General features: G+C 60.2%; 23 protein-coding genes and 1 tRNA gene. 19 read left to right on the top strand and 5 right to left on the bottom strand.

What is annotated here, in order from left to right; all coding sequences use genetic code 11:
* Positions 1–154 precede the first annotated feature (154 nt).
* From rfbC to rfbA, 4 genes are read left to right on the top strand one after another with little or no spacing between them, the layout of a single operon-like run.
* The gene (gene rfbC / locus NH195_RS03720) at positions 155–715 is read left to right on the top strand and encodes a dTDP-4-dehydrorhamnose 3,5-epimerase (RefSeq protein ID WP_066703293.1); all 561 of its coding nucleotides are present in this window, start codon (positions 155–157) and stop codon (positions 713–715) included.
* Positions 712–1,761 (top strand): dTDP-glucose 4,6-dehydratase, encoded by a 1,050-nt coding sequence (rfbB, locus tag NH195_RS03715; RefSeq protein WP_066703290.1) that lies wholly within the window; start codon positions 712–714, stop codon positions 1,759–1,761. Before rfbC ends, rfbB begins: the two co-directional genes overlap by 4 nt.
* The gene (gene rfbD / locus NH195_RS03710; RefSeq protein WP_066703287.1) at positions 1,758–2,609 is read left to right on the top strand and encodes a dTDP-4-dehydrorhamnose reductase; all 852 of its coding nucleotides are present in this window, start codon (positions 1,758–1,760) and stop codon (positions 2,607–2,609) included. The genes rfbB and rfbD overlap by 4 nt, the downstream gene beginning before the upstream one ends.
* The gene (gene rfbA / locus NH195_RS03705; RefSeq protein WP_066703284.1) at positions 2,606–3,481 is read left to right on the top strand and encodes a glucose-1-phosphate thymidylyltransferase RfbA; all 876 of its coding nucleotides are present in this window, start codon (positions 2,606–2,608) and stop codon (positions 3,479–3,481) included. The genes rfbD and rfbA overlap by 4 nt, the downstream gene beginning before the upstream one ends.
* Before the next feature lie 158 nt (positions 3,482–3,639).
* Here the strand turns inward: rfbA and NH195_RS03700 are convergent.
* Positions 3,640–3,726 (bottom strand) — tRNA-Leu (locus NH195_RS03700).
* Positions 3,727–3,873: 147 nt separating this feature from the next.
* On the opposite strand from NH195_RS03700, the gene NH195_RS03695 reads away from it, so the two are divergent.
* A complete protein-coding gene (locus NH195_RS03695) occupies positions 3,874–4,860 on the top strand; it encodes a complex I NDUFA9 subunit family protein (RefSeq protein ID WP_066703591.1) in 987 nt (328 codons plus the stop codon).
* Between the two features lie 51 nt (positions 4,861–4,911).
* On the opposite strand, the gene NH195_RS03690 is transcribed toward NH195_RS03695, so the two are convergent.
* On the bottom strand, positions 4,912–5,715 hold the full coding sequence (locus NH195_RS03690) for an undecaprenyl-diphosphate phosphatase (RefSeq protein ID WP_066703277.1): 804 nt from the start codon (positions 5,713–5,715) through the stop codon (positions 4,912–4,914).
* A 229-nt stretch (positions 5,716–5,944) separates the two neighbouring features.
* Between NH195_RS03690 and NH195_RS03685 the strand changes: the two genes are divergently transcribed.
* The 6 genes from NH195_RS03685 to NH195_RS03660 all read left to right on the top strand — a co-directional run bounded on the left by NH195_RS03685 (position 5,945) and on the right by NH195_RS03660 (position 15,592).
* On the top strand, positions 5,945–7,378 hold the full coding sequence (locus NH195_RS03685) for an NAD(P)-dependent oxidoreductase (RefSeq protein ID WP_066703274.1): 1,434 nt from the start codon (positions 5,945–5,947) through the stop codon (positions 7,376–7,378).
* Between the two features lie 58 nt (positions 7,379–7,436).
* Entirely contained in the window at positions 7,437–11,972 is a 4,536-nt protein-coding gene (gene gltB, locus NH195_RS03680; protein WP_066703272.1) for a glutamate synthase large subunit, read from the top strand.
* A 151-nt stretch (positions 11,973–12,123) separates the two neighbouring features.
* Complete coding sequence (gene mtgA / locus NH195_RS03675; RefSeq protein ID WP_420795651.1) at positions 12,124–12,795, top strand: monofunctional biosynthetic peptidoglycan transglycosylase; 672 nt, start codon at positions 12,124–12,126, stop codon at positions 12,793–12,795.
* 49 nt (positions 12,796–12,844) lie between these two features.
* Positions 12,845–13,510, top strand: coding sequence for an FtsZ-binding protein FzlA (gene fzlA, locus NH195_RS03670; protein ID WP_066703267.1), 666 nt, complete (start codon positions 12,845–12,847; stop codon positions 13,508–13,510).
* 87 nt (positions 13,511–13,597) lie between these two features.
* Entirely contained in the window at positions 13,598–14,638 is a 1,041-nt protein-coding gene (queG, locus tag NH195_RS03665; protein WP_066703265.1) for a tRNA epoxyqueuosine(34) reductase QueG, read from the top strand.
* A gap of 36 nt (positions 14,639–14,674) precedes the next feature.
* Entirely contained in the window at positions 14,675–15,592 is a 918-nt protein-coding gene (locus NH195_RS03660; protein WP_066703262.1) for a DMT family transporter, read from the top strand.
* A 10-nt stretch (positions 15,593–15,602) separates the two neighbouring features.
* Here NH195_RS03660 and NH195_RS03655 read toward each other — a convergent pair whose 3' ends face one another.
* Together NH195_RS03655 and NH195_RS03650 are read right to left on the bottom strand one after the other, a co-directional pair.
* Positions 15,603–16,103 carry a hypothetical protein gene (locus tag NH195_RS03655; protein ID WP_066703259.1) on the bottom strand — a complete coding sequence of 167 codons (501 nt, stop codon included), beginning with the start codon at positions 16,101–16,103 and terminating at the stop codon, positions 15,603–15,605.
* A 93-nt stretch (positions 16,104–16,196) separates the two neighbouring features.
* On the bottom strand, positions 16,197–17,066 hold the full coding sequence (locus NH195_RS03650) for a branched-chain amino acid aminotransferase (protein ID WP_066703257.1): 870 nt from the start codon (positions 17,064–17,066) through the stop codon (positions 16,197–16,199).
* A gap of 167 nt (positions 17,067–17,233) precedes the next feature.
* Here NH195_RS03650 and NH195_RS03645 point away from each other — a divergent pair, with 167 nt between their 5' ends.
* The 6 genes from NH195_RS03645 (at position 17,234) to NH195_RS03620 (ending at position 22,869) form a co-directional block, all read left to right on the top strand.
* Positions 17,234–17,746 (top strand): MarR family winged helix-turn-helix transcriptional regulator, encoded by a 513-nt coding sequence (locus NH195_RS03645; RefSeq protein WP_066703255.1) that lies wholly within the window; start codon positions 17,234–17,236, stop codon positions 17,744–17,746.
* A gap of 1 nt (position 17,747) precedes the next feature.
* Positions 17,748–18,446 carry a response regulator gene (locus NH195_RS03640; protein ID WP_066703252.1) on the top strand — a complete coding sequence of 233 codons (699 nt, stop codon included), beginning with the start codon at positions 17,748–17,750 and terminating at the stop codon, positions 18,444–18,446.
* 71 nt (positions 18,447–18,517) lie between these two features.
* Complete coding sequence (locus NH195_RS03635; protein WP_066703249.1) at positions 18,518–18,760, top strand: exodeoxyribonuclease VII small subunit; 243 nt, start codon at positions 18,518–18,520, stop codon at positions 18,758–18,760.
* On the top strand, positions 18,760–19,626 hold the full coding sequence (locus NH195_RS03630; RefSeq protein WP_081423775.1) for a polyprenyl synthetase family protein: 867 nt from the start codon (positions 18,760–18,762) through the stop codon (positions 19,624–19,626). The genes NH195_RS03635 and NH195_RS03630 overlap by 1 nt, the downstream gene beginning before the upstream one ends.
* Positions 19,627–19,640: 14 nt before the next feature.
* A complete protein-coding gene (gene dxs, locus NH195_RS03625; protein WP_066703246.1) occupies positions 19,641–21,569 on the top strand; it encodes a 1-deoxy-D-xylulose-5-phosphate synthase in 1,929 nt (642 codons plus the stop codon).
* A gap of 112 nt (positions 21,570–21,681) precedes the next feature.
* The gene (locus NH195_RS03620; RefSeq protein ID WP_066703243.1) at positions 21,682–22,869 is read left to right on the top strand and encodes an MFS transporter; all 1,188 of its coding nucleotides are present in this window, start codon (positions 21,682–21,684) and stop codon (positions 22,867–22,869) included.
* Here the strand turns inward: NH195_RS03620 and NH195_RS03615 are convergent.
* On the bottom strand, positions 22,863–23,729 hold the full coding sequence (locus tag NH195_RS03615; RefSeq protein ID WP_066703241.1) for an SDR family oxidoreductase: 867 nt from the start codon (positions 23,727–23,729) through the stop codon (positions 22,863–22,865). The two genes, NH195_RS03620 and NH195_RS03615, sit on opposite strands and share 7 nt — an antisense overlap.
* A 111-nt stretch (positions 23,730–23,840) precedes the next feature.
* Here NH195_RS03615 and NH195_RS03610 point away from each other — a divergent pair, with 111 nt between their 5' ends.
* Together NH195_RS03610 and NH195_RS03605 are read left to right on the top strand one after the other, a co-directional pair.
* A complete protein-coding gene (locus tag NH195_RS03610; RefSeq protein ID WP_155846070.1) occupies positions 23,841–25,301 on the top strand; it encodes an AMP nucleosidase in 1,461 nt (486 codons plus the stop codon).
* Positions 25,302–25,436: 135 nt separating this feature from the next.
* Positions 25,437–25,724, top strand: a complete 288-nt coding sequence (locus tag NH195_RS03605) for an HU family DNA-binding protein (protein WP_066703235.1) — start codon at positions 25,437–25,439, stop codon at positions 25,722–25,724.
* Positions 25,725–25,771: the final 47 nt, after the last annotated feature.

Genomic DNA, 25,771 nt, shown 5'->3' with positions numbered 1-25,771 from the left:
GAGCGGTGTTCCCCTGCGCGTTTTTGAGGGCAGCTTGGCGCCAGTGCTGCAAATTGGCGATAGTCTTGTTTTATGAAATGCGAAAGATTGCGGCTGGGGCAGAAATTATGCACCTTCGGCGCAAGTGTGTTTCCAGAGGAAAAGACAGGTCGTCATGATTTCTCCAACTTCGCTTCCGGGCGTTTATCTTATTACGCCGCCCCGGTTCGGCGACCATCGCGGGTTCTTTTCCGAAAGCTGGAACAAGAAGAAACTGATCGAAGCGGGACTCGATTTGCCGGAATTCGTGCAGGACAACCATTCGCTTTCGCGCGAAGTCGGCACGGTGCGGGGCCTGCATTTCCAAAGCCCGCCGCATGCGCAGGGCAAGCTTGTCCGTTGTGGGCGGGGCCGGATTTTCGATGTGGCCGTGGATGCGCGCAAAGGATCGGAGACTTACGGCCAATGGGTTGGAGAGGAGCTGTCGTTCGAGAATGGCAAGCAACTCTGGATACCGGCGGGTTTCCTGCATGGCTTCATGACGCTCGAGCCGGATAGCGAGATCGTCTACAAATGCACCGATCACTACGCGCCGGACTGCGACGGTGCGGTGAAATGGGACAGTTGTGGCATCGACTGGCCGCTTGAGGGGATCACGCCGGTGATCTCGGAAAAGGATGAGAAGGCGCAGGTTTTCGCCGCGTTCGAGACGCCTTTCACGAAGGACAACATATGAAAGTTCTGGTGACAGGAGGCGCGGGGTTCATCGGCTCCGCCGTGGTGCGGCTTGCGGTGTCTCGCGGGTATGAGGTGGTGAATGTCGATGCGCTGACCTATGCGGCCTGCCTCGACAATGTGGCCTCTGTGTCCGACAGCCCGCTCTATGCGTTCGAGCAGGTCGATATTCGTGATCGGGCGGGATTGGACACTGTTTTTACCAAACATAGGCCCGATGCGGTGATGCATCTGGCCGCCGAAAGCCATGTGGACCGCTCTATCGACGGGCCGGGCGATTTCATCGAGACGAATATCACCGGCACGTTCAACATGCTGGAGGCGGCGCGCAAATACTGGGTCGAGACGGGCAAGCCGGAGAGCTTCCGCTTTCACCACATTTCAACGGATGAGGTGTTTGGCTCGCTGCCCAACGATCCGGCGATCAAGTTTACCGAAGACACCCCCTACGACCCGCGTTCGCCCTATTCGGCCTCGAAAGCCAGCTCGGATCATCTGGTGCGCGCATGGCATGAGACCTATGGGCTGCCGGTGGTTCTGACCAATTGCTCGAACAATTACGGACCGTTCCACTTCCCTGAGAAACTCATTCCGGTGATCATCCTGAATGCTCTGGCGGGCAAGCCTCTGCCGATTTACGGCGACGGCTCGAACATTCGCGATTGGCTTTATGTCGAGGATCATGCCGACGCGCTCTTGCTGGTGGTCGAAAAGGGCGAGATCGGGCGAAGCTATAATATCGGTGGCGAAAACGAGCGGACGAACCTCGAGCTGGTGAAAACGCTCTGTGCCATTCTCGATCAAAAGCGACCCAAATCCAGCGGAAGTTATGCCGATCAGATCACTTTTGTGACGGATCGTCCGGGTCATGATGCGCGCTATGCGATTGACCCGTCGCGCATCCGCGAAGAACTTGGCTGGCGGCCTTCGGTGACGGTCGAAGAGGGGCTGGCGCAGACGGTCGTTTGGTATCTCGACAACGAGGATTGGTGGCGTGCCCTGCAGCAACGCCACGGGGTCGGGGAACGGTTGGGGGTTAAGGCATGATCCTCGTTTTCGGCAAAACCGGTCAAGTGGCGAGCGAGCTGCAAATGCTTCTGCCCGAGGCCACGTTCCTTGGGCGCGATGAGGCGGATCTGACCGATCCGTTGGTCTGTGGCCGGATCATCCGCGATCTCAAACCCGAGGCTGTGATCAATGCCGCGGCCTATACCGCCGTCGACAAGGCCGAAGACGACCCATTGGCCGCCACGCTGGTCAATGCGGCGGCGCCCACAGAGATGGCCGAGACCTGCGCCGATCTGGGCATTCCTTTCGTGCATATCTCGACCGATTATGTGTTCGACGGGGCAGGGGATGCGCCCTTCGCCCCCGATCATCCGACCGCCCCGCTGGGTGTTTATGGCGAGACCAAGCTCGAGGGCGAGAATGGCGTTCGAGAGGCGGGCGGGGCTTTTGCGATCCTGCGCACGTCTTGGGTGTTCTCGGCTTATGGCGGGAACTTCGTCAAAACCATGCTGCGGCTTTCCGAGACCCGCGACAAGCTTACGGTCGTGGCCGATCAGATCGGCGGCCCAACGCCCGCACGCGACATCGCGAAGGCTTGTGTGACCATCGTGGAGCGGCTCAAAACAGACCCGAACAGAGCCGGAACCTATCATTTCTCCGGTGCGCCGGATGTGAGCTGGGCGGATTTCGCCCGCGAGATTTTCGCGCAGGCCGGCAAGGCGATGGCGGTCGAGGACATCCCGACGTCGGCTTATCCGACGCCCGCGAAACGTCCGGGCAACAGCCGCATGGATTGCAGCAGGACGGAGGCCACATTCGGGATAAAACGCCCGGACTGGAAGGCCGGTTTGGCCGAGGTTCTTAAAGAGTTGGGGAAGACATCATGACCGACCGCAAAGGCATCATCCTCGCAGGCGGCTCCGGCACGCGGCTTTATCCGCTGACTATGGCTGTCTCGAAACAGCTTATGCCGATCTACGACAAGCCGATGATCTACTATCCACTCTCCGTGCTGATGCTTTCGGGCATTCGCGAGATCGCGATGATCACCACGCCGCAGGATCAAGATCAGTTCAAACGCCTTCTGGGCGATGGATCGCAATGGGGTCTGTCCCTGACCTACATCACCCAGCCCTCGCCCGACGGTCTGGCTCAGGCCTATATTCTCGCAGAAGATTTCCTCGATGGTGCGCCCTCCGCCATGGTGCTGGGCGATAACATCTTCTTTGGTCATGGCTTGCCGGAGATGCTGGCCGAGGCCGATGCCAAAGAACTGGGCGGCACCGTGTTCGGCTATCATGTGGCCGATCCCGAGCGCTATGGCGTGGTCAGGTTCGATGCCGAAGGCATGGTCGAGGAAATCATCGAGAAACCCGAGGTCCCGCCGTCGAATTACGCGGTCACCGGGCTCTATTTCCTCGATGGCGATGCGCCGCGCAGGGCAAAAGAAGTCCGGCCTTCGCCGCGTGGCGAGTTGGAAATCGTGACACTGCTTGAAAGCTATCTTGCCGATGGCACGCTGTCGGTGGAGCGGATGGGGCGTGGTTACGCCTGGCTCGACACTGGCACGCATGGCTCGCTTCTGGATGCCGGGAATTTCGTGCGCACGCTCTCGATGCGTCAGGGTATGCAATCGGGCTGTCCGGAAGAGATTGCCTATCAAAGAGGCTGGATCGACACCGGGAAAATGCGGGAGCATGCCGAAACGTTCAAGAAAACCGAATATGGTAAATATCTTGCGGGTCTCATTCGGGACTGACGCATATGGCATGCAGGTTCCGTAGCGCGCGGGCAGATGTTGGAGTCGAACATGGGCGCATTTCGCCACAAGATCGGACGCCGTTTCCACTTATGACGCAGGAGGCACGACGCAATCCCGCCTGAATGACATTTTGCGATGTTCAAAAGGGGGGATTTTGGTGCCCAGAAGAGGACTCGAACCTCCACGTCCATACAGACACCAGCACCTGAAGCTGGCGCGTCTACCAATTCCGCCATCTGGGCACAGATGCGTCGTGAGGCGGTGATCTAAAGGCAGACGCGGGGCGTGTCAACGGCCATTTTCAATGTTTTTTGCGAGAGCGAAGATCCCTTGTTCATTTCCGCCTGAAAAGCTAAACCAGACGCGACAATTTGGCATTGGAGATGCAGATGACGAAACTGGTCACCATCTATGGCGGCGCTGGCTTTGTCGGGCGGTATATCGCCCGTCGTATGGCAAAGGAGGGCTGGCGTGTCCGCGTCGCAGTGCGTCGCCCCAACGAATCGCTTCACGTCAAACCTTACGGTGCGGTTGGACAGGTCGAGCCGGTGTTCTGCAACATTCGTGACGACGCCTCCGTGCGTGCGGCCATGCTTGGCGCGGATGCGGTCGTGAACTGCGTGGGCGTACTGACCGAGCGTGGCAAGAATTCCTTTGATGCCGTGCAGGCCGACGGCGCTGGCCGCATCGCGCGTATTGCAGCGGAAGAAGGCGTGGCGCAGCTCGTGCACCTTTCGGCGCTGGGGGCGGATGCCGGGGCGGCGTCCAGATACGCGCGGACCAAGGCGGAAGGCGAGGCCAAGGTGCTTGCGGCCTTCCCGTCGGCCGTAATCCTGCGCCCGTCGGTGATTTTCGGGACGGAGGACCAGTTCTTCAACCGTTTTGGCAAGATGGCGGAAAAAAATCCGGTTCTCACGCTTGTGGGCGCCAATACGAAATTCCAGCCGGTCTATGTCGATGATGTGGCGCAGGCCGCCGTCAAGGGCGTTCTGGGGCAGGCGGAGCCGGGGATCTATGAGCTGGGCGGGCCCGATGTCTGCAGCTTCCGCGAGTTGATGGCGGAAATGCTCAAGGTCGTGCATCGCAAGCGTCCGGTGATCGGTCTGCCCTTCTGGGTCGGCAGTCTGATGGCTTTCGGTTTCACCGTGTTGCAGAAAGTGTCGCTGGGCCTGTTCCACAACGGTATCCTGACACGCGATCAGATCGCCAACCTGAAGGTCGACAATGTCGTGTCCGGAAGCGCCAAGAGCTTTGCTGATCTGGGGATCAAGCCGACGGCGATGCAGGCGGTTCTGCCTGATTACATGTGGGTGTACCGCGACGGTGGTCAGTATGACGCCATTCGCGAAAGCGCGAAAAACCTGCGCGAAATCTGATCGCGCCCATGGATCGAATGACAAACGCGCCCTCCCGGGGCGCGTTTTCTTTTAGCTATAGGCCATGGCGAGAAGCACCACACCTAGGATCACACGGTAGATGACATAGGGTGTGAAGCTCACCGATTTCAGCAGCCGCATCATCAGGGTCAGAGCAAGGAGCGCCGCGCCAAAGGCGAACACCGCTCCGATGGCCGCATCTTTCAGCATCGCCCAATCCGCGTCTCCGACCACCTCCGCGCCAAGCAGGATGCCGGAGGCCATGATGGTCGGGATCGACATCAGCATGGAAATTTTCGCCGCATCCGCGCGGGTGTATCCCATGGCGCGCGCGCCGGTGATGGTGATGCCTGAGCGGGAGGTGCCGGGGATCAGGGCCACCGCCTGCCAGAGACCGAGCTTGATCGCGTCCTTGAGGGTCCAGTCTGTCTCTCTCTTCACTTCGGTGCCCTTCTGGTCGAACCAATAGAGCACGAGACCAAAGATCAGCATGGTCCAGCCGATGACCAGCGGCGAGCGCATGGCGTCGGACAGTCCGGTGATCTTGAGGATGAGGCCGATCACGATCACCGGGACGGTGGCGACGACCAGAAGAAAGGCGAGTTTGGAGCCGGGCGTGTCGATACGCCCGGTCATCAACCGGGGCAGCCCGGCGAGGCCGTCCTTCACGTCGCGCCAGAAATATAGGATCACGGCCCCCAGCGTGCCGACATGGACGGCCACGTCGATGGCCTGACCCTGGTCGTGCGTGCCAAGGAAAAGAGGCAATAGAATCAGGTGTCCGGAGGACGAAACCGGAAGAAACTCCGTGATACCCTGCACGATTGCGACGATGAGAAGATAAAAGAGGCTCATGGGATCTCCGATGCGGCCTTGGTGGCGGTTAGGGTAAACTCATTTGGAATCAATAAGAAGGCAAATTATAAGTCAATAATTATGACGTATTATTTGACATTGCGGCCTGAATTTCCGCTGCGCGGTGGCCCAGAAATGAAAAATAAGACAGTACTTCTGACTTTTCTTTTTTTTCGAGACGCTATAATGAGGCCTCGACAATTTTACCAACCTTCGGAGATGTGGTGTCATGGCGAAAGAGCCGATGCTCAAATTCGTGACCGTAGGCAGGGATATGCCGATCAAGCGGGACGCGGAGGATCGTAAGGACGATTTTCTGGAAATCTACGGCGAGTTCGCGGATGAAAAAGCCAAGGAACAGGCGTCGCGCTGTTCTCAATGCGGTGTGCCCTACTGCCATACCCACTGCCCGCTGCACAACAACATCCCCGACTGGCTGCGTCTGACTGCAACGGGACGGCTGAAAGAGGCCTATGAGATTTCTCAGGCCACCAACAGTTTCCCTGAAATCTGCGGTCGCATCTGCCCGCAGGACCGTCTCTGCGAAGGCAACTGCGTCATTGAACAGTCCGGCCACGGCACTGTGACCATCGGTTCCGTCGAAAAATACATCACCGACACGGCTTGGGAAGAAGGTTGGGTCGAGCTGATCAAACCCGCTGTCGAGCGCGAGGAAAGCGTTGGCATCATCGGCTCCGGTCCGGGGGGGCTGGCCGCTGCAGACCGTCTGCGCCGTGCGGGCCTCAAGGTCACGGTCTACGAACGCTCGGACCGTGCCGGCGGACTTATGATGTATGGCATTCCGGGTTTCAAGCTCGAGAAGGACATCGTCCTGCGTCGCGTCAAGCAGCTCGAGGATTCGGGTGTCGAGTTCGTGATGAACTGCAACGTGGGCGAAGACATTTCCTTCGATGCGATCCGCGGCAAACACGATGCCGTGCTGATTGCCACGGGTGTCTACAAGTCCCGCGATCTCAAGGGGCCGGGGGCCGGTGCCGCCGGAATCGTGCGTGCGATCGACTATCTCACCTGCTCGAACAAGCTGTCCTTTGGCGATGAGGTTGAAGAGTACGAGAGTGGCGAGCTGAACGCCGCTGGCAAGAAGGTCGTCGTGATCGGTGGCGGGGACACAGCGATGGACTGTTTGCGGACCGCGATCCGTCAGGGCGCGACCTCGGTCAAATGTCTCTATCGTCGCGACCGTGCCAACATGCCGGGGTCTCAGCGCGAGACCCAGAACGCCGAGGAAGAAGGCGTCGAATTCGTCTGGCTCTCCGCGCCGAAAGGCTTTGCGGGCGATCCGGTCACAGGCGTCATGGTGCAGAAGATGCGCCTTGGTGCGCCGGATGCTTCCGGGCGTCAGTCGCCTGAGATCATCGAGGGCGCCGACTATATCGAAGAGGCCGATCTTGTGATCAAGGCGCTTGGTTTTGAGCCGGAAGATCTGCCGAACCTCTGGGGTGTCGAAGAGCTTGAGACTACCCGTTGGGGCACAGTTATGGCCGACTTCAAAACCCATGCGACCAACCTCGAGGGTGTCTATGTCTGTGGCGACATCCAGCGCGGCGCGTCGCTTGTGGTCTGGGCGATCCGGGACGGTCGCGAAGCCGCCGATGCGATGGTCGAGTATCTCGATCAGAGCGCGGCTGTGGCGGCTGAGTAATTCGACTTCAAAAGGGCAGGGAGAGGTCCCTGCCGCCTTTATCTGAAAGGTATCCGACATGACGAAATTTGATGAAAGCTGGGCCGCCCGTGAAGAGGCGAAACGCCAGTGGATGGCGGAGCACTCGCTGTTCCGCGAAGACGACGAGCACTCCTCCTGCGGGGTGGGTCTCGTGGTGTCCATCGACGGGTCGAAATCCCGCAAGGTCGTGGAAAACGGCATATCCGCGCTGAAAGCGATCTGGCACCGTGGTGCCGTGGACGCCGACGGCAAAACCGGCGATGGCGCGGGCATCCACGTTCAGATCCCGCACCATTTCTTTGGCGACCAGATTCGCCGTACCGGGCACGAAGCCCGTCACGGCGAATTGCTGGCCGTGGGTCAGGTGTTTCTGCCCCGCACGGATTTCTCCGCGCAGGAGACCTGCCGGACCATCGTGGAAACCGAAGTGCTCCGCATGGGCTATTACATTTACGGCTGGCGCCATGTTCCGGTGGACACGTCCTGCCTGGGCGAGAAGGCCAATGCAACGCGTCCCGAGATCGAGCAAATCCTGATCTCCAACTCCAAAGGCGTGGACGAAGAGACGTTCGAGCGCGAACTTTACGTCATCCGCCGCCGGATCGAGAAGGCCGCCCAGGCCGCCGGTGTGCGCGAGCTTTACATCTGTTCGCTGTCCTGCCGTTCGATCATCTACAAAGGCATGATGCTGGCCGAACAGGTCGCGGTGTTCTACCCGGACCTGATGGACGAGCGGTTCGAGAGCGCCTTCGCGATCTATCACCAGCGCTATTCCACCAACACCTTCCCGCAGTGGTGGCTGGCCCAGCCGTTCCGCATGCTGGCGCATAACGGTGAGATCAACACGATCAAAGGCAACACCAACTGGATGAAATCGCACGAGATCCGCATGGCCTCGTCGACCTTCGGCGACATGGCCGAGGACATCAAGCCGATCATCCCGCAAGGCTCGTCGGACTCTGCCGCGCTCGATTCCGTCTTCGAGGTGCTGGTGCGTGCCGGGCGGTCTGCACCGATGGCGAAAACCATGCTGGTGCCCGAAGCCTGGTCGAAAAACGCCGAGGAACTGCCGCAGGCGTGGCGCGACATGTATTCCTACGTGAACTCCGTGATGGAGCCGTGGGACGGTCCGGCCGCATTGGCGATGACCGACGGTCGCTGGGTCTGTGCCGGTCTCGACCGGAACGGGTTGCGTCCGATGCGCTATGTCGTCACCGGTGACGGTCTTGTGATCGCGGGCTCCGAGGTGGGCATGGTGCCGACCGACGAGGCGACCGTGGTGGAAAAAGGCGCGCTGGGTCCGGGGCAGTTGCTGGCCGTCGATATGGCCGAGGGCAAGCTTTACCACGACGTGGACATCAAGAACCGTCTGGCGAATTCCCAGCCCTTTGGCGATTGGGTCGGCAAGATCGTCGATCTGGACGAAGAGCTTGCGGGTCTGAAGGAGACGGCGATTTTCACCGGCGCCGAGCTTAAGAAGCGTCAGATCGCGGCCGGTTACACCATCGAAGAGCTGGAACAGATGCTGGCTCCGATGGCCGAAGACGGCAAGGAAGCGCTTGCTTCCATGGGCGACGATACGCCTGCGGCTGTGTTGTCGGAGAAATACCGTCCGCTCAGCCACTTCTTCCGCCAGAACTTTTCTCAGGTCACCAACCCGCCGATCGACAGCTTGCGCGAATATCGCGTGATGTCGCTCAAAACGCGGTTCGGCAACCTCAAGAACGTGCTCGACGAGGACAGCTCCCAGACCGAGATTCTCGTGCTGGAAAGCCCGTTTGTCGGCAATGCCCAGTTCGAGGCGCTGAAAGGCCATTTCAATGCGCCGATGACCGAGATCGACTGTACCTTCCCGGTGAACGGCGGGCCGAACGCGCTGCGTGACGGGCTGGAACGCATCCGTGCGGAGGCCGAAGAGGCTGTGCGCTCCGGTGGCGGTCACATTATTCTGAGCGACAAGAAGCAAAGCGAAGAGAAAATCGCGATGCCGATGATTCTCGCGACCTCTGCGGTGCATAGCTGGCTGACGCGCAAGGGGCTGCGGACCTTCTGTTCGCTGGGTGTGCGCTCTGCCGAATGTATCGACCCGCATTACTTCGCGGTGCTGATCGGCTGCGGTGCGACCATCGTGAACGCCTATCTGGCTGAGGATTCGATTGCGGATCGTATCGAGCGCGGGCTCTTGGATTGCACCCTGACCGAAGCGGTGTCGCGCTATCGTGCGGCGGTGGATGCGGGTCTGTTGAAGATCATGGCGAAGATGGGGATTTCGGTGATTTCCTCCTATCGCGGTGGTCTGAACTTCGAGGCCGTGGGCCTGTCGCGCGCCATGGTGGCGGATTTCTTCCCGGGGATGCACTCGCGGATTTCCGGCATCGGTGTCGGTGGCATTCAGCGCAAACTCGAAGCCGTGCACAAACAGGGCTGGCTTGGCGGCAACACGCTGCCGATCGGCGGCTTCTACAAAGCGCGGAAATCGGGCGAGACCCATGCATGGGAAGCGCAGTCGATGCACATGCTGCAATCGGCCTGTGATCGTGCATCCTATGAGATGTGGAAGCAGTATTCGGCTAAGATGCAGTCGATGCCGCCGATCCATCTGCGCGATCTGTTGGACTTCAAAGCGCTCGGCAAACCGGTGCCGATCGAAGAGGTGGAATCAATCACCTCGATCCGCAAACGCTTCGTGACGCCGGGGATGTCGCTGGGCGCGCTGTCGCCCGAGGCGCACCGCACGCTGTCCATCGCGATGAACCGGATCGGGGCGAAATCCGACTCGGGTGAGGGCGGTGAGTCTCCGGACGATTTCACGCCGGAACCCAATGGTGACAACGCGTCCGCGAAGATCAAACAGGTGGCGTCGGGTCGTTTCGGTGTGACCGCCGAATACCTGATCCATTGCGAAGAGCTGGAGATCAAGGTTGCCCAAGGTGCGAAACCGGGCGAGGGTGGTCAGCTTCCGGGGATGAAGGTCACCGACCTCATCGCCAAGCTGCGGCACTCGACCAAAGGCGTGACGCTGATCTCGCCGCCGCCGCACCATGACATCTACTCCATCGAAGATCTGGCGCAGCTCATCTATGACCTGAAACAGATCAACCCGAAAGCCAAGGTGACGGTGAAACTCGTGGCCTCCTCCGGCGTCGGTACGATTGCCGCCGGTGTGGCGAAAGCGAAAGCCGACATCATCCTGATCTCCGGTCACAACGGGGGCACGGGCGCCTCGCCAGCGACTTCGATCAAATTCGCCGGTCTGCCGTGGGAAATGGGTCTCACCGAGGCGCATCAGGTGCTTGCGATGAACAACCTGCGGGATCGTGTGACGCTTCGTACCGATGGCGGTCTGCGCACCGGTCGCGACATCGTCATGGCGGCGATGATGGGCGCCGAGGAATACGGCATCGGCACCGCCGCTCTGATCGCGATGGGCTGTATCATGGTGCGTCAGTGCCAGTCGAACACCTGCCCGGTCGGCGTCTGTACCCAGGACGAGCGCCTGCGTGCGAAGTTTGCCGGCAATGCCGACAAGGTCGTCAACCTGATCACCTTCTATGCGCAGGAAGTGCGTGAGCTGCTCGCCTCTCTCGGGGCGCGGTCGCTGGACGAAGTCATCGGTCGTGCCGATCTTCTGACCCAGACTTCGCGTGGCTCGGCACATCTCGACGATCTCGACCTCAACCCGCTTCTGCTCTCCGTCGATGGTTCGGACCGGATCGTCTATGACCGTTCCAAACCGCGCAATGCGGTGCCGGATACGCTCGATGCGCAGATCGTGTCGGATGCCGCACGCTTCCTCAACGATGGCGAAAAGATGCAGCTCTCCTATGCGGTGCAGAACACGCTTCGCACCATCGGGACGCGCACCTCGTCGCATATCGTGTCGAAATTCGGCATGCGCAACAGCCTCCAGCCCGACCACCTGACCGTGAAACTCACGGGCTCTGCGGGTCAGTCGCTGGGCGCTTTCGCTGCGCCGGGTCTCAAGATCGAAGTATCGGGTGACGCCAACGACTATGTGGCGAAGGGCCTCTCTGGCGGCACCGTAGTGGTGCGTCCGCCGATGCATTCGCCGCTCATCGCCGATCAGAACACGATCATCGGCAACACCGTGCTTTATGGCGCGACCGACGGCTATCTCTTTGCTGCTGGTCGTGCGGGCGAGCGGTTCGCGGTGCGCAATTCCGGTGCGAAAGTGGTGATCGAGGGCTGCGGCTCCAACGGTTGTGAATACATGACCGGCGGGATTGCGGTGATCTTGGGCACCATCGGCGCGAACTTCGGGGCGGGGATGACGGGCGGTATGGCCTATCTCTACGACCCGGAGGGCAAGGCGCTCGACCTGATGAACCTCGAGACCCTCGTGACGTGCCCGGTCACAGTGGATCATTGGGAGACCCAGCTCAAGGAACTCATCGAACGTCACGCCAAGGAAACGCATTCCATCAAGGCGAAGGAAATTCTCGATCACTGGGACGAGGAGAAAGGCAACTTCCTCCAGATCTGCCCGAAAGAGATGCTCATTCACTTGCCGGTGCCGCTTACGCTTGAAAAAGGCGCGATTCCGGCCGAGTGAAATCGACACCGATCCAGCAAAAAGCCCCCGTTTCGGGGGCTTTTTCTTTTGTGTACGCAGCCGAGGCTTGACCTCCCCGCGCCCCGCATGGTTCCTCGTCCCCATGGCTAAGACGCGCAAATCCAAAACGAACTCCGCGAGGCCCGTGGGCATGTTTCAACGTCTGCGCCGCCGTGTCTTGCGCGGCATTCTTCTGGCTTTCATTCTCGTGCTCGCTTGGATTCTGTCCTATTCGGTGATCCCGGTGCCGGGGACGTTTTACATGTTGGCGGAAAGCGGGCGTCAGGGGCAGATGGTCGATTATCAATGGACGCCGATCGAGCGGATGTCGCCGCATCTCGCCCGCGCCGTGGTCGCCGCGGAGGACGCAAATTTCTGTAAGCACTGGGGATTCGATCTCGGGGCGATTCGGTCCGCCATCTCCGAGGGGGGCAATCGCGGCGCATCCACGATCACCCAGCAGACGGTGAAAAACGCCTTTCTATGGCATGGGCGGAGCTGGCCGCGCAAGGCGCTTGAGGCGTTGCTCACTCCCGTGGTCGAGCTGAGCTGGAGCAAGAAGCGGATTCTTGAAGTGTATCTCAATATCGCCGAGTTCGACGAAGGCGTGTTCGGCGCCGAAGCCGCTGCGCGGCATTACTTCGGGGTGGGTCCCGAAGATTTGACCGCGACGCAAGCTGCCCGACTTGCCGCGATCCTGCCGTCGCCGAAGACACGCGATGCCGGAAATCCGGGTCCTTTCGTTCGGCAAAGAGCTGCGCAGATCGTGGATGGGGCGGCCACAATTGCGCGAGACGGGCGCGCGTCCTGTTTCGAGGATTGAACTGCCGCGGGGCTTGCGGCAAGTAGAGAGAAAACCGCGAGTAGAGATCATGATCCGCCTATACCACGTTCCCCTGTCCCCTTTTTGCCGCAAGGTGCGTCTTTGCTTGGCGGAAAAGAAGCTCGAGGTGGAGCTGGTCGAAGAGCGGTACTGGGAACAGGATGCGGATTTCCTGCGGCGTAACCCGGCGGGCAAAGTGCCGGTGCTGCGGATCGACGACATGCATTTGTCGGAAAGCGCGCCGATTTGCGAATACCTTGAAGAGCGTTACCCGAATCCACCTTTGATGCCGAAGGATATCGAAGGGCGCTATGAGGTGCGCCGTCTGGTGGCGTGGTTCGATGACAAGTTCCACCATGAGGTGACGTCGAAACTTCTGTACGAGCGGGTGAACCGCAAGTTGATGAAGACCGGCTATCCGGTGGCGGCCAATGTCAAGGCGGGCTCGAAGGCGATCAAGTATCACCTTGATTACATGGCGTGGTTGCTGGACCGGCGCCGCTGGCTGGCGGGCGATGCCATGACGCTCGCCGATTTCGCGGCAGCCGCGCATCTGTCTGCTCTCGATTATATCTCGGATGTGGACTGGAACCGGCACGATGTGGTGAAGGATTGGTACGCCAAGATCAAATCGCGCCCGTCGTTCCGCTCGCTTCTGGCGGATCAGGTGTCGGGTTTTCCGCCACCGGCACATTACACGGATCTCGATTTCTGAACGCGATGCCGGGGGCTGTCTGCCCCCCCCCTTGTCCTTCGGGCAATTTCCCCCGAGGATATTTCCGGACAAAAGAAAGGGCTTCGTTTGGCCGGGTTGGACAAGGAAATCGTGCGCGCGCGGGCTTTGGAGGAAGGGTTCTCCAAGGTCTCTTTCGGGCGTCCGGAGATTCCCGGTGCGATGGAGCGTTTGGAGCGTTTTGTCGCCGAGGGGCGGCATGGCCAGATGAGCTGGATGGAAGAGCGGATGCAGTGGCGGGGGGACCCCGGTGCGCTTTGGCCGGAGGCGCGTTCGGTGATCATGCTGGCGGAGGCCTATACGCCGGATGACGATCCGATGGAGGCGATTAATAGACCCGAATCTGGCACAATTTCGGTCTATGCCCGCAATCGGGACTATCATGACATCGTCAAAAAGCGGCTCAAACGGCTTGGGCGCTGGCTCATTGAGCAGGCCGGTGAGGGGACGGAGATCAAGGTTTTCGTCGACACGGCGCCGGTGATGGAGAAACCTTTGGCGGCGCAGGCCGGGCTTGGTTGGCAGGGCAAGCACACCAATCTCCTGTCTCGCGATCTGGGTAATTGGTTTTTTATCGGGGCGATTTTTACGACCCATGATTTCGACCCTGATCCAGCGGAAAAGCCCCATTGCGGGTCGTGTCGTGCTTGTCTCGACGCTTGTCCGACGGGCGCGTTTCCGGCGCCGTATCAGATCGACGCGCGGCGGTGCATTTCGTACCTGACGATTGAGCATCACGGGCCGGTGGAGGAAGAGTTGCGCGCGCGAATGGGCAACCGGATTTACGGTTGTGACGATTGTCTGGCGGCATGCCCGTGGAACAAGTTCGCGGTGGAGGCGAAAGAGGTGCGGTTTGCGGCGCGGGCGGATTTGATTTCTCCCCCGCTGGCGGAACTGGCGCTTCTGGAGGATGCGGCGTTCCGGGAAAAGTTTTCCGGCTCTCCGATCACGCGGATTGGGCGGGATCGGTTCGTACGCAATGTGCTCTATGCCATCGGAAATTCGGGTTCGCCCGGTTTGCGTGACGTAGCGGCAGGGTTGTGCGAGGATGCCGACCCCACCGTGCGCGACGCGGCGCGATGGGCCGTTGCGCGGCTGACGGAGGAATGACACACAGGCGTATTCCCACCTGACAGGAGACGCATCATGCAGCCGTTTCGCGGTATCGGTCTCAAGCTCGCTTCCGTGATCTATTTTGTCATCATGGCAGCACTTGTGAAAGCCGCAAGCGACGAGGTGCCTGCGGGCGAGGCGGTGTTTTTCCGGTCGTTCTTTGCCTTGCCGATCATCTTCATCTGGCTTGCCGGGCGTGGTGAGTTTCGTGCAGGGCTCAGGGTTAAATCACCGATGGGGCATCTTTGGCGCGGTCTGATCGGCGCAAGTGCGATGTTTCTCAATTTCATGGCGCTGGCACTTTTGCCGCTGCCCGAGGCGACGGTGATCGGCTATGCCTCGCCTCTGCTTCTGGTGATTTTCGCAGCGATGTTCGCGGGGGAGGACGTGCGTCTGTTTCGGTTCACAGCCGTATTCGCCGGCTTGATCGGGGTGACCATCGTGCTTGCGCCACGGATGACGGTGCTGCATGGCACACCGGACCCGAAGGAGCAGCTTGGGGCGATGATGGCGCTGGGCGGCGCCTGTCTGGCGGCCATCGTTCAGCTCCATGTGCGCAATATGGTGCGGACGGAGAGCACGACCTCCATCGTGTTCTGGTTTTCGATGTCCTGTACGTTTGCGGGGCTTTTGACCCTGTTCGTCACGCCATGGGTGATGCCGAGCGGTAAGGTTCTGGTATTTCTGATCCTCGGCGGTCTCATCGGCGGAGTGGCGCAGGTGTTCCTGACCTCCTGTTATCGCTATGCCGATGCCTCGCTTCTTGCGCCGTTCGATTATGCCTCGATGATCTTCGCTCTGGGCATCGGTTACGCGGTGTTTGGCGACGTGCCGACGAAGCCGATGCTTTTGGGCGCGTCCATCGTGATTGCTGCTGGTATCGTAATCATTCTGCGCGAGCGCGCGCTTGGGGTCAGTGCGGCCAAGCGCAAGAAGGCGGACGCACTTTAAAGCGTTTCCATTACTCCAGCACATGAGGCCAGAAACCGTCGCGTTTCATCTGGGCGCGGCGTTCCTGTTCCTTTTCGACGGCTTTGCGTTGGGCGACGACCATGCGCTCGGCCTGAGTCGCGGCGGCGACACCGGCGGCGGCGCGGGCGATGGGAAAGGGGCCGATACGGCTTTCTCCAACGAGATAGGTGACGTTCACCTCACGGCTGCCGGGGATGGTGCGGAATTTGACCTGAACCTTCGCCTCCATGCGGGCAAAGGCGGTTTCGAGGGCGGTCTTGTACTGATCTCTGGTGCTGGTCGCCTTCGCCTCTTGGCCGATGTCGACCACGGCGATGATCAGGCTCTTGTTCTCGATCTGCCCGGCCTCGGTTAATCGTTCGACCGTGATGCCGAGCGGGCGCAGGGATGGGTTTCTTGTCACGAAATACGCGGTCAGCGCCAGAATGGCCGGTGTTACGACGAACACCGTGATGAGGGTAATGACGATGGTGTCTTTTTTCGAGACCACGGGAACCTCCTGCCAATCATGTGCGCGCAGATTGGCAGAAAGCCCTTATTTCCCGGTTAATGTCCTTTGCTGGGAGCGCAAAAGGGTTTGATCTCAGCTGCGCACCAGTTTTTCGTAATCTTCGGAGATCTCGCGGGTGAGTGCGCCGACCTCGAACATATAGTCACCGATCTGGCCCACGGGGGTCACTTCAGCGGCGGTGCCGGTGAGGAAGCATTGTTCGAAACCTTCAAGCTCCTCGGGCAGGATACGGCGTTCGTGCACGGTCACGCCCTTGTCCTTGAGCATGGCGATGACGGTTTGGCGGGTGATGCCGTTCAGGATCGCATCCGGGATCGGCGTGTGCACTTCACCGTCCTTGACGAAGAAGATGTTCGCGCCCGTCGCCTCGGCGACATAACCGCGATAGTCCATGAACAGCGCGTCGGAGCAGCCTTTGGCTTCGGCCGCGTGTTTCGACATGGTGCAGATCATGTAGAGACCGGCGGCTTTGGCGGCGGTCGGGATGGTTTCCGGCGAGGGACGTTTCCATTTCGCGATGTCGAGCTTGGCGCCCTTCATTTTGGCATCGCCATAATAGGCGCCCCATTCCCAACCGGCGACGGCCATGCGCACCGGGTTGCGCAGCGCAGAGACACCCATGTCTTCGCCAGCGCCACGCCAGGCGACCACGCGCACATAGGCGTCGGTCCAGCCATTGGCCTTGAGCATGTCGTATTTCGCCTTTTCGATCTCTTCGACCGAATAGGGGATCGGCATGTCGAGCGCCTTGCCCGAGGCGAGCAGCCGTTCGGAATGCGCGACGGATTTGAAGATCTTGCCATTGTAGCAACGCTCACCCTCGAACACGGAGGAGGCGTAATGCATGGCATGGGTAAGAATATGGACCTTGGCGTCGCGCCAATCGACGAGCGTGCCGTCCATCCAGATGTAGCCGTCGCGATCTTCGTAGCTGCCAGCCATGGGACTCTCCTTTGTCGACATCCCTCTTTCATGAAGTTGCGCCGGGTGGCATCAAATGGGATGATTGTTGCGTGAAATCCCGGTTTCGCTATCAATTCCGTCTTGGAATGTCAACAACACTGACTTAAACTGTACGTAATTTGCGCAGTTCGAGAACGAGGCAGGATATGGCGGATGGTAAATCTGGCGGAACCAAGAGTGGGGAAGCACTGCTTTTTCTGACGGATGAACAGCTTCGTAAGGGCATCGAGGCGATGTTCTTTGCTTATCGCGGTTTTACGGCGGACCCGGATCGTATTCTCGAAAAACACGGCTATGGCCGGGCGCATCACCGTGCACTGCATTTCATTTCCCGTGCTCCGGGCACCAATGTGAACAACCTTCTGGGCATTCTCGGCGTGACGAAACAGTCGCTCAACCGTGTGCTGCGGACGTTGATCGAAGACGGTCTGGTGGAAAGCCGAGTGGGCGTTCAGGACAAGCGCGAACGTCATCTCTATTTGACGGAGACGGGCAAAGTGCTGGAAGGTGAGATTGCAGAGGTGCAACGCGCCCGGATGCGCGCGGCGTATCGCGAGGCGGGACACGAGGCCGTTTCGGGGTTCCGGCAGGTGCTCGAGGCGATGATGGACCCGGATCAGACGGCGTTTTTCAACGCGCTGTCCGGGAAGGAGGACTAGGTTGAGTGGGGAAATCCACCTTCTGATTGTGGACGATGACGAGCGGATCAGGGGGCTGTTGCAGAAGTTCCTCATCCGGCACGGGTTTTGTGTGACGGCGGCGCGGGATGCGGCCCATGCGCGGCGTTTGCTTGCGGGGCTGGAATTCGATCTCATTGTGCTCGATGTGATGATGCCGGGCGAGGACGGGATCAGCCTGACGCGCGATCTGCGTAAGACCCTTTCGACGCCGATCATGCTTTTGACCGCGAAGGGCGAGACCGAGGATCGGATTGCCGGGCTTGAGGCGGGGGCGGACGATTACCTGCCGAAGCCGTTCGAGCCGAAAGAGCTTTTGTTGCGGATCAACGCGGTGCTGCGCCGGATGCCGCAGATGGAGCAGGCGGAGGCGGGGCCGAAATACCTGCATCTCGGGCGGTTCCGTTACGATGTCGAGCGCGGCGAGCTTTGGGAAGGCGACCAGATCGTGCGGCTGACCGGGACCGAGGCGCAGTTGATGAAGATTTTCGTGACCTCGGCGGGAGAGCCGGTCACGCGGAGCGAGTTGGTCGAACGGCTGGGACGCGATGGCGATCAGGCGCAGGAGCGGGCCGTCGATGTCCAGATCACGCGTCTGCGCCGCAAGCTCGAAGACGACCCGCGCCAGCCGCGTTATCTTCAGACCGTGCGGGGTGCGGGATATATGCTGACGCCGGAGTAAGTCGGCAAAGTCAAACTGGCTTTTCCCGCCGGTTTTCCTATATGCAGTGAGAAAGCATTTTGGAGAGTCAGATGAGCGATACGCCGGTCAGCGAAATGTCCTTTGAAACCGCTATGGCGGAGTTGAACGAGGTTGTGAGCAAGCTCGAACGCGGTGACGTGGCGCTTGAGGACAGCATTGCTTTGTACGAACGCGGCGCGGCGCTCAAGGCGCATTGCGAGGCCAAGCTCAAGGACGCCGAGGAAAAGGTCGAAAAGATCACCATCGGCCCGGATGGCCAAGCCAAGGGCGTGACCAAGGCCGAAGGTGTCTGATGCAAGACGGTCTGGCGCGTTGCAAAGCGGCGGTTTCCGCCTGTTTTGAGACTGTTTTGTCCCCGCTTGGTGCCATGCCGGTCGAGGAGGGCATGCGCTATGCACTTGAGGGCGGCAAATGTTTGCGGGCTTTCCTCGTGATGGAAGGTGCGGCGCTGCATGGGATTGCGCCCGCGCAATCGGTCTGGGCCGCCGCCGCGATTGAGGCGCTGCATGCCTACAGCCTTGTGCATGACGATCTGCCCTGTATGGACGACGACGATTTGCGCCGGGGGCAGCCGACCGTGCATAAGCGCTGGGACGAAGCGACCGCCGTGCTCGTGGGCGACGCGCTTCAGCCCCTTGCTTTCGAGCTTTTGACCTGGCCAGAACTGGGTGTTTCCAGTCAGGTTCGGGTCGAATTGATCGCCTCTCTGGCGCGTTCTTCCGGTGTACGGGGCATGGTTCTGGGGCAGGCGCAGGATATTGCGGCGGAAACCTCCGCTACGCCTCTGAGCCTCGACGAGATCACTGTGTTGCAGGGCAACAAGACCGGGGCGCTGATCGAATGGTCCGCCCGTGCGGGGGCGGTTCTGGCTGGGGCCGATCCCACACCGCTGGGCGCCTATGCCAAGGCGCTGGGCCTCGCCTTCCAGATTCAGGACGACATTCTCGATGTCGAGGGCGATGTCGAAAAAACCGGCAAGGCCGTGGGCAAGGATGCAGATGCGGGGAAGGCGACGTTCGTGTCGCTTCTGGGTCTTGAGGGGGCGAAAGCGCGTGCCGTGGCCTTGGTCGATGAAGCCTGTGCGGCCTTAAGCCCCTATGGAACCCGTGCCGAACCCTTGCGAGACGTCGCCCGCTTCGTTATTTCGCGGGAAACCTGAGAAAGCGAGACGCCATGTCCGATCGTCCAGCCACACCGACACTTGACCGCGTGAATGTCCCCGCCGATCTCAAGGCGCTGTCGGATGTCGAGCTTAAGCGTCTTGCGACCGAGCTCCGCCAGGAGGTGATCTCCGCCGTCTCTGAGACGGGTGGGCATCTTGGGGCAGGGCTTGGCGTGGTGGAGCTGACCGTGGCTTTGCATGCGGTGTTCGATACGCCGAAAGATCGGCTGATCTGGGACGTGTCGCATCAATGTTATCCGCACAAGATCCTGACAGGGCGTCGCGACCGGATGCGGACGCTGCGACAGGAAAAGGGCCTCTCCGGTTTCACCAAGCGCTCTGAAAGCCCCTTTGACCCCTTTGGGGCCGGGCACAGTTCCACCTCGATTTCCGCAGCGCTGGGCTTTGCCGTGGCGCGCGATCTCGGTGGCGCGCCGGATTACGGGCTGGGCGACGCGATTGCGGTGATCGGTGATGGATCGATGTCTGCGGGCATGGCATTCGAGGCGATGAACAACGCGGGCCATCTGGGCAAACGCCTGATCGTCATCCTGAACGACAACGAAATGTCCATCGCGCCGCCGACCGGTGCGCTGTCCTCTTATCTCACCCGTCTCTATGCCGGGGCGCCGTTTCAGGAATTGAAAGCGGCTGCGAAAGGCGCGGTTTCCCTTTTGCCGCATCCGTTTCAGGAAGGGGCCAAGCGCGCCAAGGAGATGCTCAAGGGCATGACCGTGGGCGGGACGCTGTTCGAGGAGCTGGGCTTTTCCTATGTCGGTCCGGTTGACGGGCATGACATGGACCAGCTTCTGAGCGTGCTTCGGACCGTGAAGGCGCGGGCCACCGGGCCGATCCTGATCCATGCGATCACGAAAAAGGGCAAGGGTTACGCGCCTGCCGAAAGCCGTCCGGACAAGGGGCATGCGACGGCGAAATTCGACGTGCGCACCGGCGAACAGAAAAAAGCGAAATCCAATGCGCCGTCCTACACACGGGTTTTCGCGGATGCGCTCATTCAGGAAGCGGAGCGGGACGACAAGATTGTTGCCGTGACCGCCGCCATGCCGGATGGCACGGGGCTCGACCTTTTCGCCGAACGGTTTCCGACCCGGTGTTTCGACGTTGGCATTGCCGAGCAACACGGCGTGACCTTCTCCGCCGGTCTGGCCGCAGGCGGGATGAAGCCGTTTTGCGCGATGTATTCGACGTTTTTGCAGCGCGGCTACGATCAGGTCGTGCATGACGTGGCGATTCAACGTCTTCCCGTGCGCTTCGCAATCGACCGTGCGGGTCTTGTCGGCGCCGATGGGGCGACCCATGCGGGGGCGTTCGACATTGCCTTTATGGCGAATTTGCCGGGCATGGTCGTTATGGCCGCTGCCGATGAGGCGGAGTTGAAGCATATGGTTGCCACCGCCGTGGCGCATAACGAGGGGCCGATTGCCTTCCGTTATCCGCGCGGTGAGGGCGTTGGCGTCCAAATGCCCGAGCGCGGCGAAGTGTTGGAGATTGGCAAGGGGCGCATCGTGCGCGAAGGCACGCGCGTGGCGCTTTTGTCTTTTGGCACACGCCTCGAACCCGCGCTGAAAGCCGCAGAGAACCTCGCTGCCAAGGGTATCTCTTGCACCGTGGCCGATGCGCGGTTTGCGAAGCCGCTGGACCATGACCTGATCCGCGATCTGGCCGCGAACCATGAGGCGCTGATCACTCTCGAAGAGGGCTCTGTCGGTGGCTTCGGATCGCATGTGGCGGATTTCCTGGCCAATGAAGGGGCCTTTGATCACGGGCTGAAATTCCGCTCCATGACCCTGCCCGATACGTTCATAGACCACGCAAGCCCCGAGGCCATGTATGCGACCGCCGGTCTCAACACGCCGGACATCGAGGCGAAGGTGCTTTCCGTGCTCGGGGTTGCCGATATTGCGAGCAAGCGCGCCTGATCGCTGTTTTCGCAAGACGGGTATGACGCAAGCGCTTTGGCCGTGCGGTTGATCCTTTGACCTGAATGGACGAAGACTGGCGTTTGCAGTCTGCCTCAAATCAGGATTTCCCATGGCCGTTGCCTCCACAGCCGCGCCCGGCACTCGTCCGGGTATCGTTCTTTTCGCACTTGCGATGGGCGGGTTCGCCATCGGGACGACGGAATTCGCGACGATGAGCCTCTTGCCCTATATGGCCGGGGGGCTGGGCATAGATGAGGCGAAGGCGAGCCACCTTGTCTCGGCCTATGCGCTGGGGGTTGTCGTCGGTGCGCCGATGATCGCCATTGCGGCGGCGCGGATCGAGCGGCGGATGTTGCTTGTCGGTTTGATGGCGATGTTCTGTCTGACCCATGTCCTCTCGGCGATAGCGCCGAATTACACGACCATGTTCATCGCGCGTTTCCTGAGCGGTATGCCGCATGGCGCCTATTTCGGCGTGGCGGCCTTGCTTGCGGCCTCTCTTGCCGGCCCCGGACAGAGGGGCAAGGCTGTGGCGCGTCTCATGTTGGGGCTGACCATTGCGACGGTGGTCGGTGTGCCTATGGCGAATGTGCTTGGTCAGACGGTGGGGTGGCGCTGGGCTTTCGCGTTGGTCGGCGTTCTGGCGGCGCTGACGGCAGTGTTGATTTTGAGTTTCGCACCGGTCTCGGCGGCGGGCGATGGGTCCAATGCGGTGCAGGAGCTTGGTGCGCTGAAGAACCGGCAGGTGCTTTTGACCCTGTTGAGCGGGGCGATCGGGTTTGGCGGGTTCTTTGCCTTCTACACCTATCTCACCTCCACGCTTCTGGAGGTGACGCAGGTCGCAGAGGGCGCCGTGCCGTGGTTTCTGGCGCTGATGGGGGTTGGCATGACGCTCGGCGCGCTGATTGCCGGTTGGGCGGCGGACCGGGCGCTGAACCTGTCGGTGTTTCTGATGCTGTTCGTGAATATCGGTCTGCTTTTGCTTTACCCGCTGATCGCGGGGCAAAGTGGGGCCATGGCGGGGCTGGTGCTGGCGATGGGGCTGGCGAACGGTTTTCCGATCCTGTTGCAGACCCGGCTCATGGATGTCGCCCGCGATGCGCAGGCGCTGGCGGCGGCGTTGCACCATGCCGCCTTCAATGTGGCTAATGCGCTGGGGCCGTTTATCGCCTCGATCTACCTCGCGAAGGGCTACGGGTTCACCTCGTCGGGCTATGTCGGTGCGGTGCTGACCTTTGCCGGGGTGGTTCTGTACGGCATTACGCTTTGGGATTATCGGCGGAACTGGCGTTACTGATCTTCTTGCAGCAAGGCTTGCAGGCCGGTTTTGTAATCCGGGTAGATGAGCCGGATGCCCAGATCCCGCTTCATCCGGTCGTTTCGCACCTTCTTGCTTTCTGCATAGAAACTCCGCGCCATGGGAGTCATCTCCGCTGTTTCGAAATCTTCTTCGGGCGGGAGCGGCAAGCCGAGAAGTTCGGCGGCATAGCCGATCACCTCCTGCGGCGGGACCGGAAGGTCGTCGCAGATATTATAGATTCCGCTGGAGTCGGGTCTGTGGATCGAGGCTTCCAGAACCTGAGCGATGTCTTCGACATGGATGCGGGAAAAGATCTGATCCTTTTTCACGATGCGCCGGGCCGTACCATTTCGGACCTTGGCGAAGGGTCCTCGACCCGGCCCGTAGATGCCCGCGAGGCGAAAGATCGACAGGTTTAGAGCCAAATCCTGCGCAGTCTCCTGCCAATCCATTTCGGCCTGAACCCGTGCGATGCCGCGTTTCGTGGCGGGGGTCAGAGGGGTTTCCTCATCGACCCACGCGCCGCCATGATCGCCATACACCCCGGTGGTTGAAAGATAGCCGATCCATTGCAGATTTGGGGCGGCGTTGATGAGAGGCTGCCGGTAATCGCGCAGAAACGGATCCCCCTCTGCATTCGGGCCAGCAGAGATCAAAAGATGTGTTGCGCCGCCTAATTGCGCTGGAATCGGCTCTTGTCCGAGTAAAATCGGCTCCACACCTGCATTGTCAAATTCCCGTGCCTTTTCGGGGTTACGGGTGGTGCCGATGATCTCCCAGCCCTGCGGCAGGAGACGACGGGCCAAAGCCTGCGCGCTATAGCCGTGACCGAAGGAAAACAGTTTCTGTGTGGTCATGGGTCTCTCCTGATTTCGGGACTCTTGCGTCCGCGCCGCACATGGTCTCAACTGTGGAGATACCGTGCTGATAAAAGGAATATAAGAATGGACAGCCGTTTGACGAGCCTGATGCTTGAAACCCCGCCGGAGCGTGATCCCCGGAGTTATTCCGATGCGGAGGCGGCGGTCAGCCAGCTCGAAGAACTCTACACGGAAGCCTGTTCCTTTCTTGCCGAAAAATTCTCGATGATCGCACGCGGCGAAAAGCCCAGGGCGCGCTATCGGGCTTATTATCCGGAGATTCGCGTGGTGACGACCTCGCATGCGACGATGGACAGCCGGCTGTCCTTTGGTCATGTGGCAGGGCCCGGCGAATATTCGACGACGATCACGCGGCCGGATCTGTTCCGCAATTACCTCAAGCAACAGATCACCCAGATCGTGCGCAATCACGGGGTGCAGGTTCAGATCGGGGCGTCGCAGACCCCGATGCCGGTGCATTTCGCCGTTGCCAATGACGAGAACATCACTGTGCCGCAGGAAGGTGCGATGGCGTTTCCGTTGCGCGATGTCTTCGATGTGCCGGATCTGAGCACCACTCATGATGATATTGTGAACGGGTTCGGCTATCTGCACGAGGATGGGTCTTCCGCGCTCGCGCCCTTCACGGCACAGCGGATCGATTATTCTCTGGCCCGTCTGTCGCATTACACCGCGACCGATGCGAGCCATTTCCAGAACCATGTGTTGTTCACCAACTATCAGTTCTACGTCTCGGAATTCGAGGCCTATGCGCGCAAGGTTCTGGCCGATCCGGAGAGCGGCTACACCAGCTTCGTTTCGACCGGGAATGTCGAAATCACCGATCCCGATACGTTGATACCGCCCACGTCGAAGATGCCGCAAATGCCGACCTATCACCTGAAACGTGCCGATGGCGGCGGGATCACTTTGGTGAATATCGGGGTCGGGCCGTCGAATGCGAAAACGGCGACGGATCACATTGCGGTGCTGCGGCCGCATGCTTGGATCATGGTCGGGCATTGCGCCGGCTTGCGGAATTCTCAACGGCTTGGCGATTTCGTTCTGGCACATGCCTATCTGCGTGAGGATCACGTGCTGGACGACGATCTGCCGGTTTGGGTGCCGATCCCGGCGCTGGCGGAGATTCAAACCTCGCTTGAAGATGCGGTGGAGCAGATCACCGAACTTGAGGGCTATGAGCTTAAGCGGATCATGCGAACCGGGACGGTTGCGACGATCGACAACCGGAACTGGGAGCTTCGGGACCAATCCGGTCCGGTGCAGCGGTTGAGCCAGTCGCGTGCCATCGGTCTCGACATGGAAAGCGCGACGATTGCCGCCAACGGATTCCGGTTCCGTGTGCCTTACGGGACGCTTTTGTGCGTGTCGGATAAGCCGCTTCATGGCGAATTGAAATTGCCGGGGATGGCGTCCGAGTTCTACAAATCGCAGGTCTCCCGGCACTTGCTGATCGGCATTCGCGCCATGGAGCTTTTGCGGGCGATGCCGATCGAGCGAATCCATAGCCGGAAATTGCGCTCCTTCGAGGAGACGGCCTTCCTGTAAGTGAGTCTTTTTCGTCCAAAATGCGCGGAAAACCCCAGTATATGTACACTAGGCGTTGTATGCCCCCGCAATATTGGCTTAGAAATGCGCGATAATCCCCTAATCCAAGGGGGGCGTACGAGGAGTATACAGACAATGTCGAAACCGATGACCAAGACCCAGCTCGTGGCTGCTCTGGCCGAAGAAATGGGCACCGACAAGAAATCCGCTGGTGTTGCGCTCGAAGCGATCACTGCGATCATCACCAAAGAAGTGTCCGCCGGTGGCGCCGTGACCCTGCCGGGTGTTGGCAAGATCTACTGCCGCGAGCGCCCGGAGCGCATGGTTCGCAACCCGCAGACCGGCGACCAGATGAAAAAAGAAGCCGACAAGGTCGTGAAAATGACCATCGCCAAAGCGCTGAAAGACAGCGTGAACGGCTGAACCGGTTTTCAGGTTTAAGGGAAAGGGTCGCGGTTCGCGGCCCTTTT

The organism is Celeribacter ethanolicus (assembly GCF_001550095.1).
Classification (GTDB): Bacteria; Pseudomonadota; Alphaproteobacteria; order Rhodobacterales; family Rhodobacteraceae; genus Celeribacter; species Celeribacter ethanolicus.
Note: the sequence above shows the minus strand (reverse complement) of the source record. Positions and strands in the feature narration are given on the sequence as shown.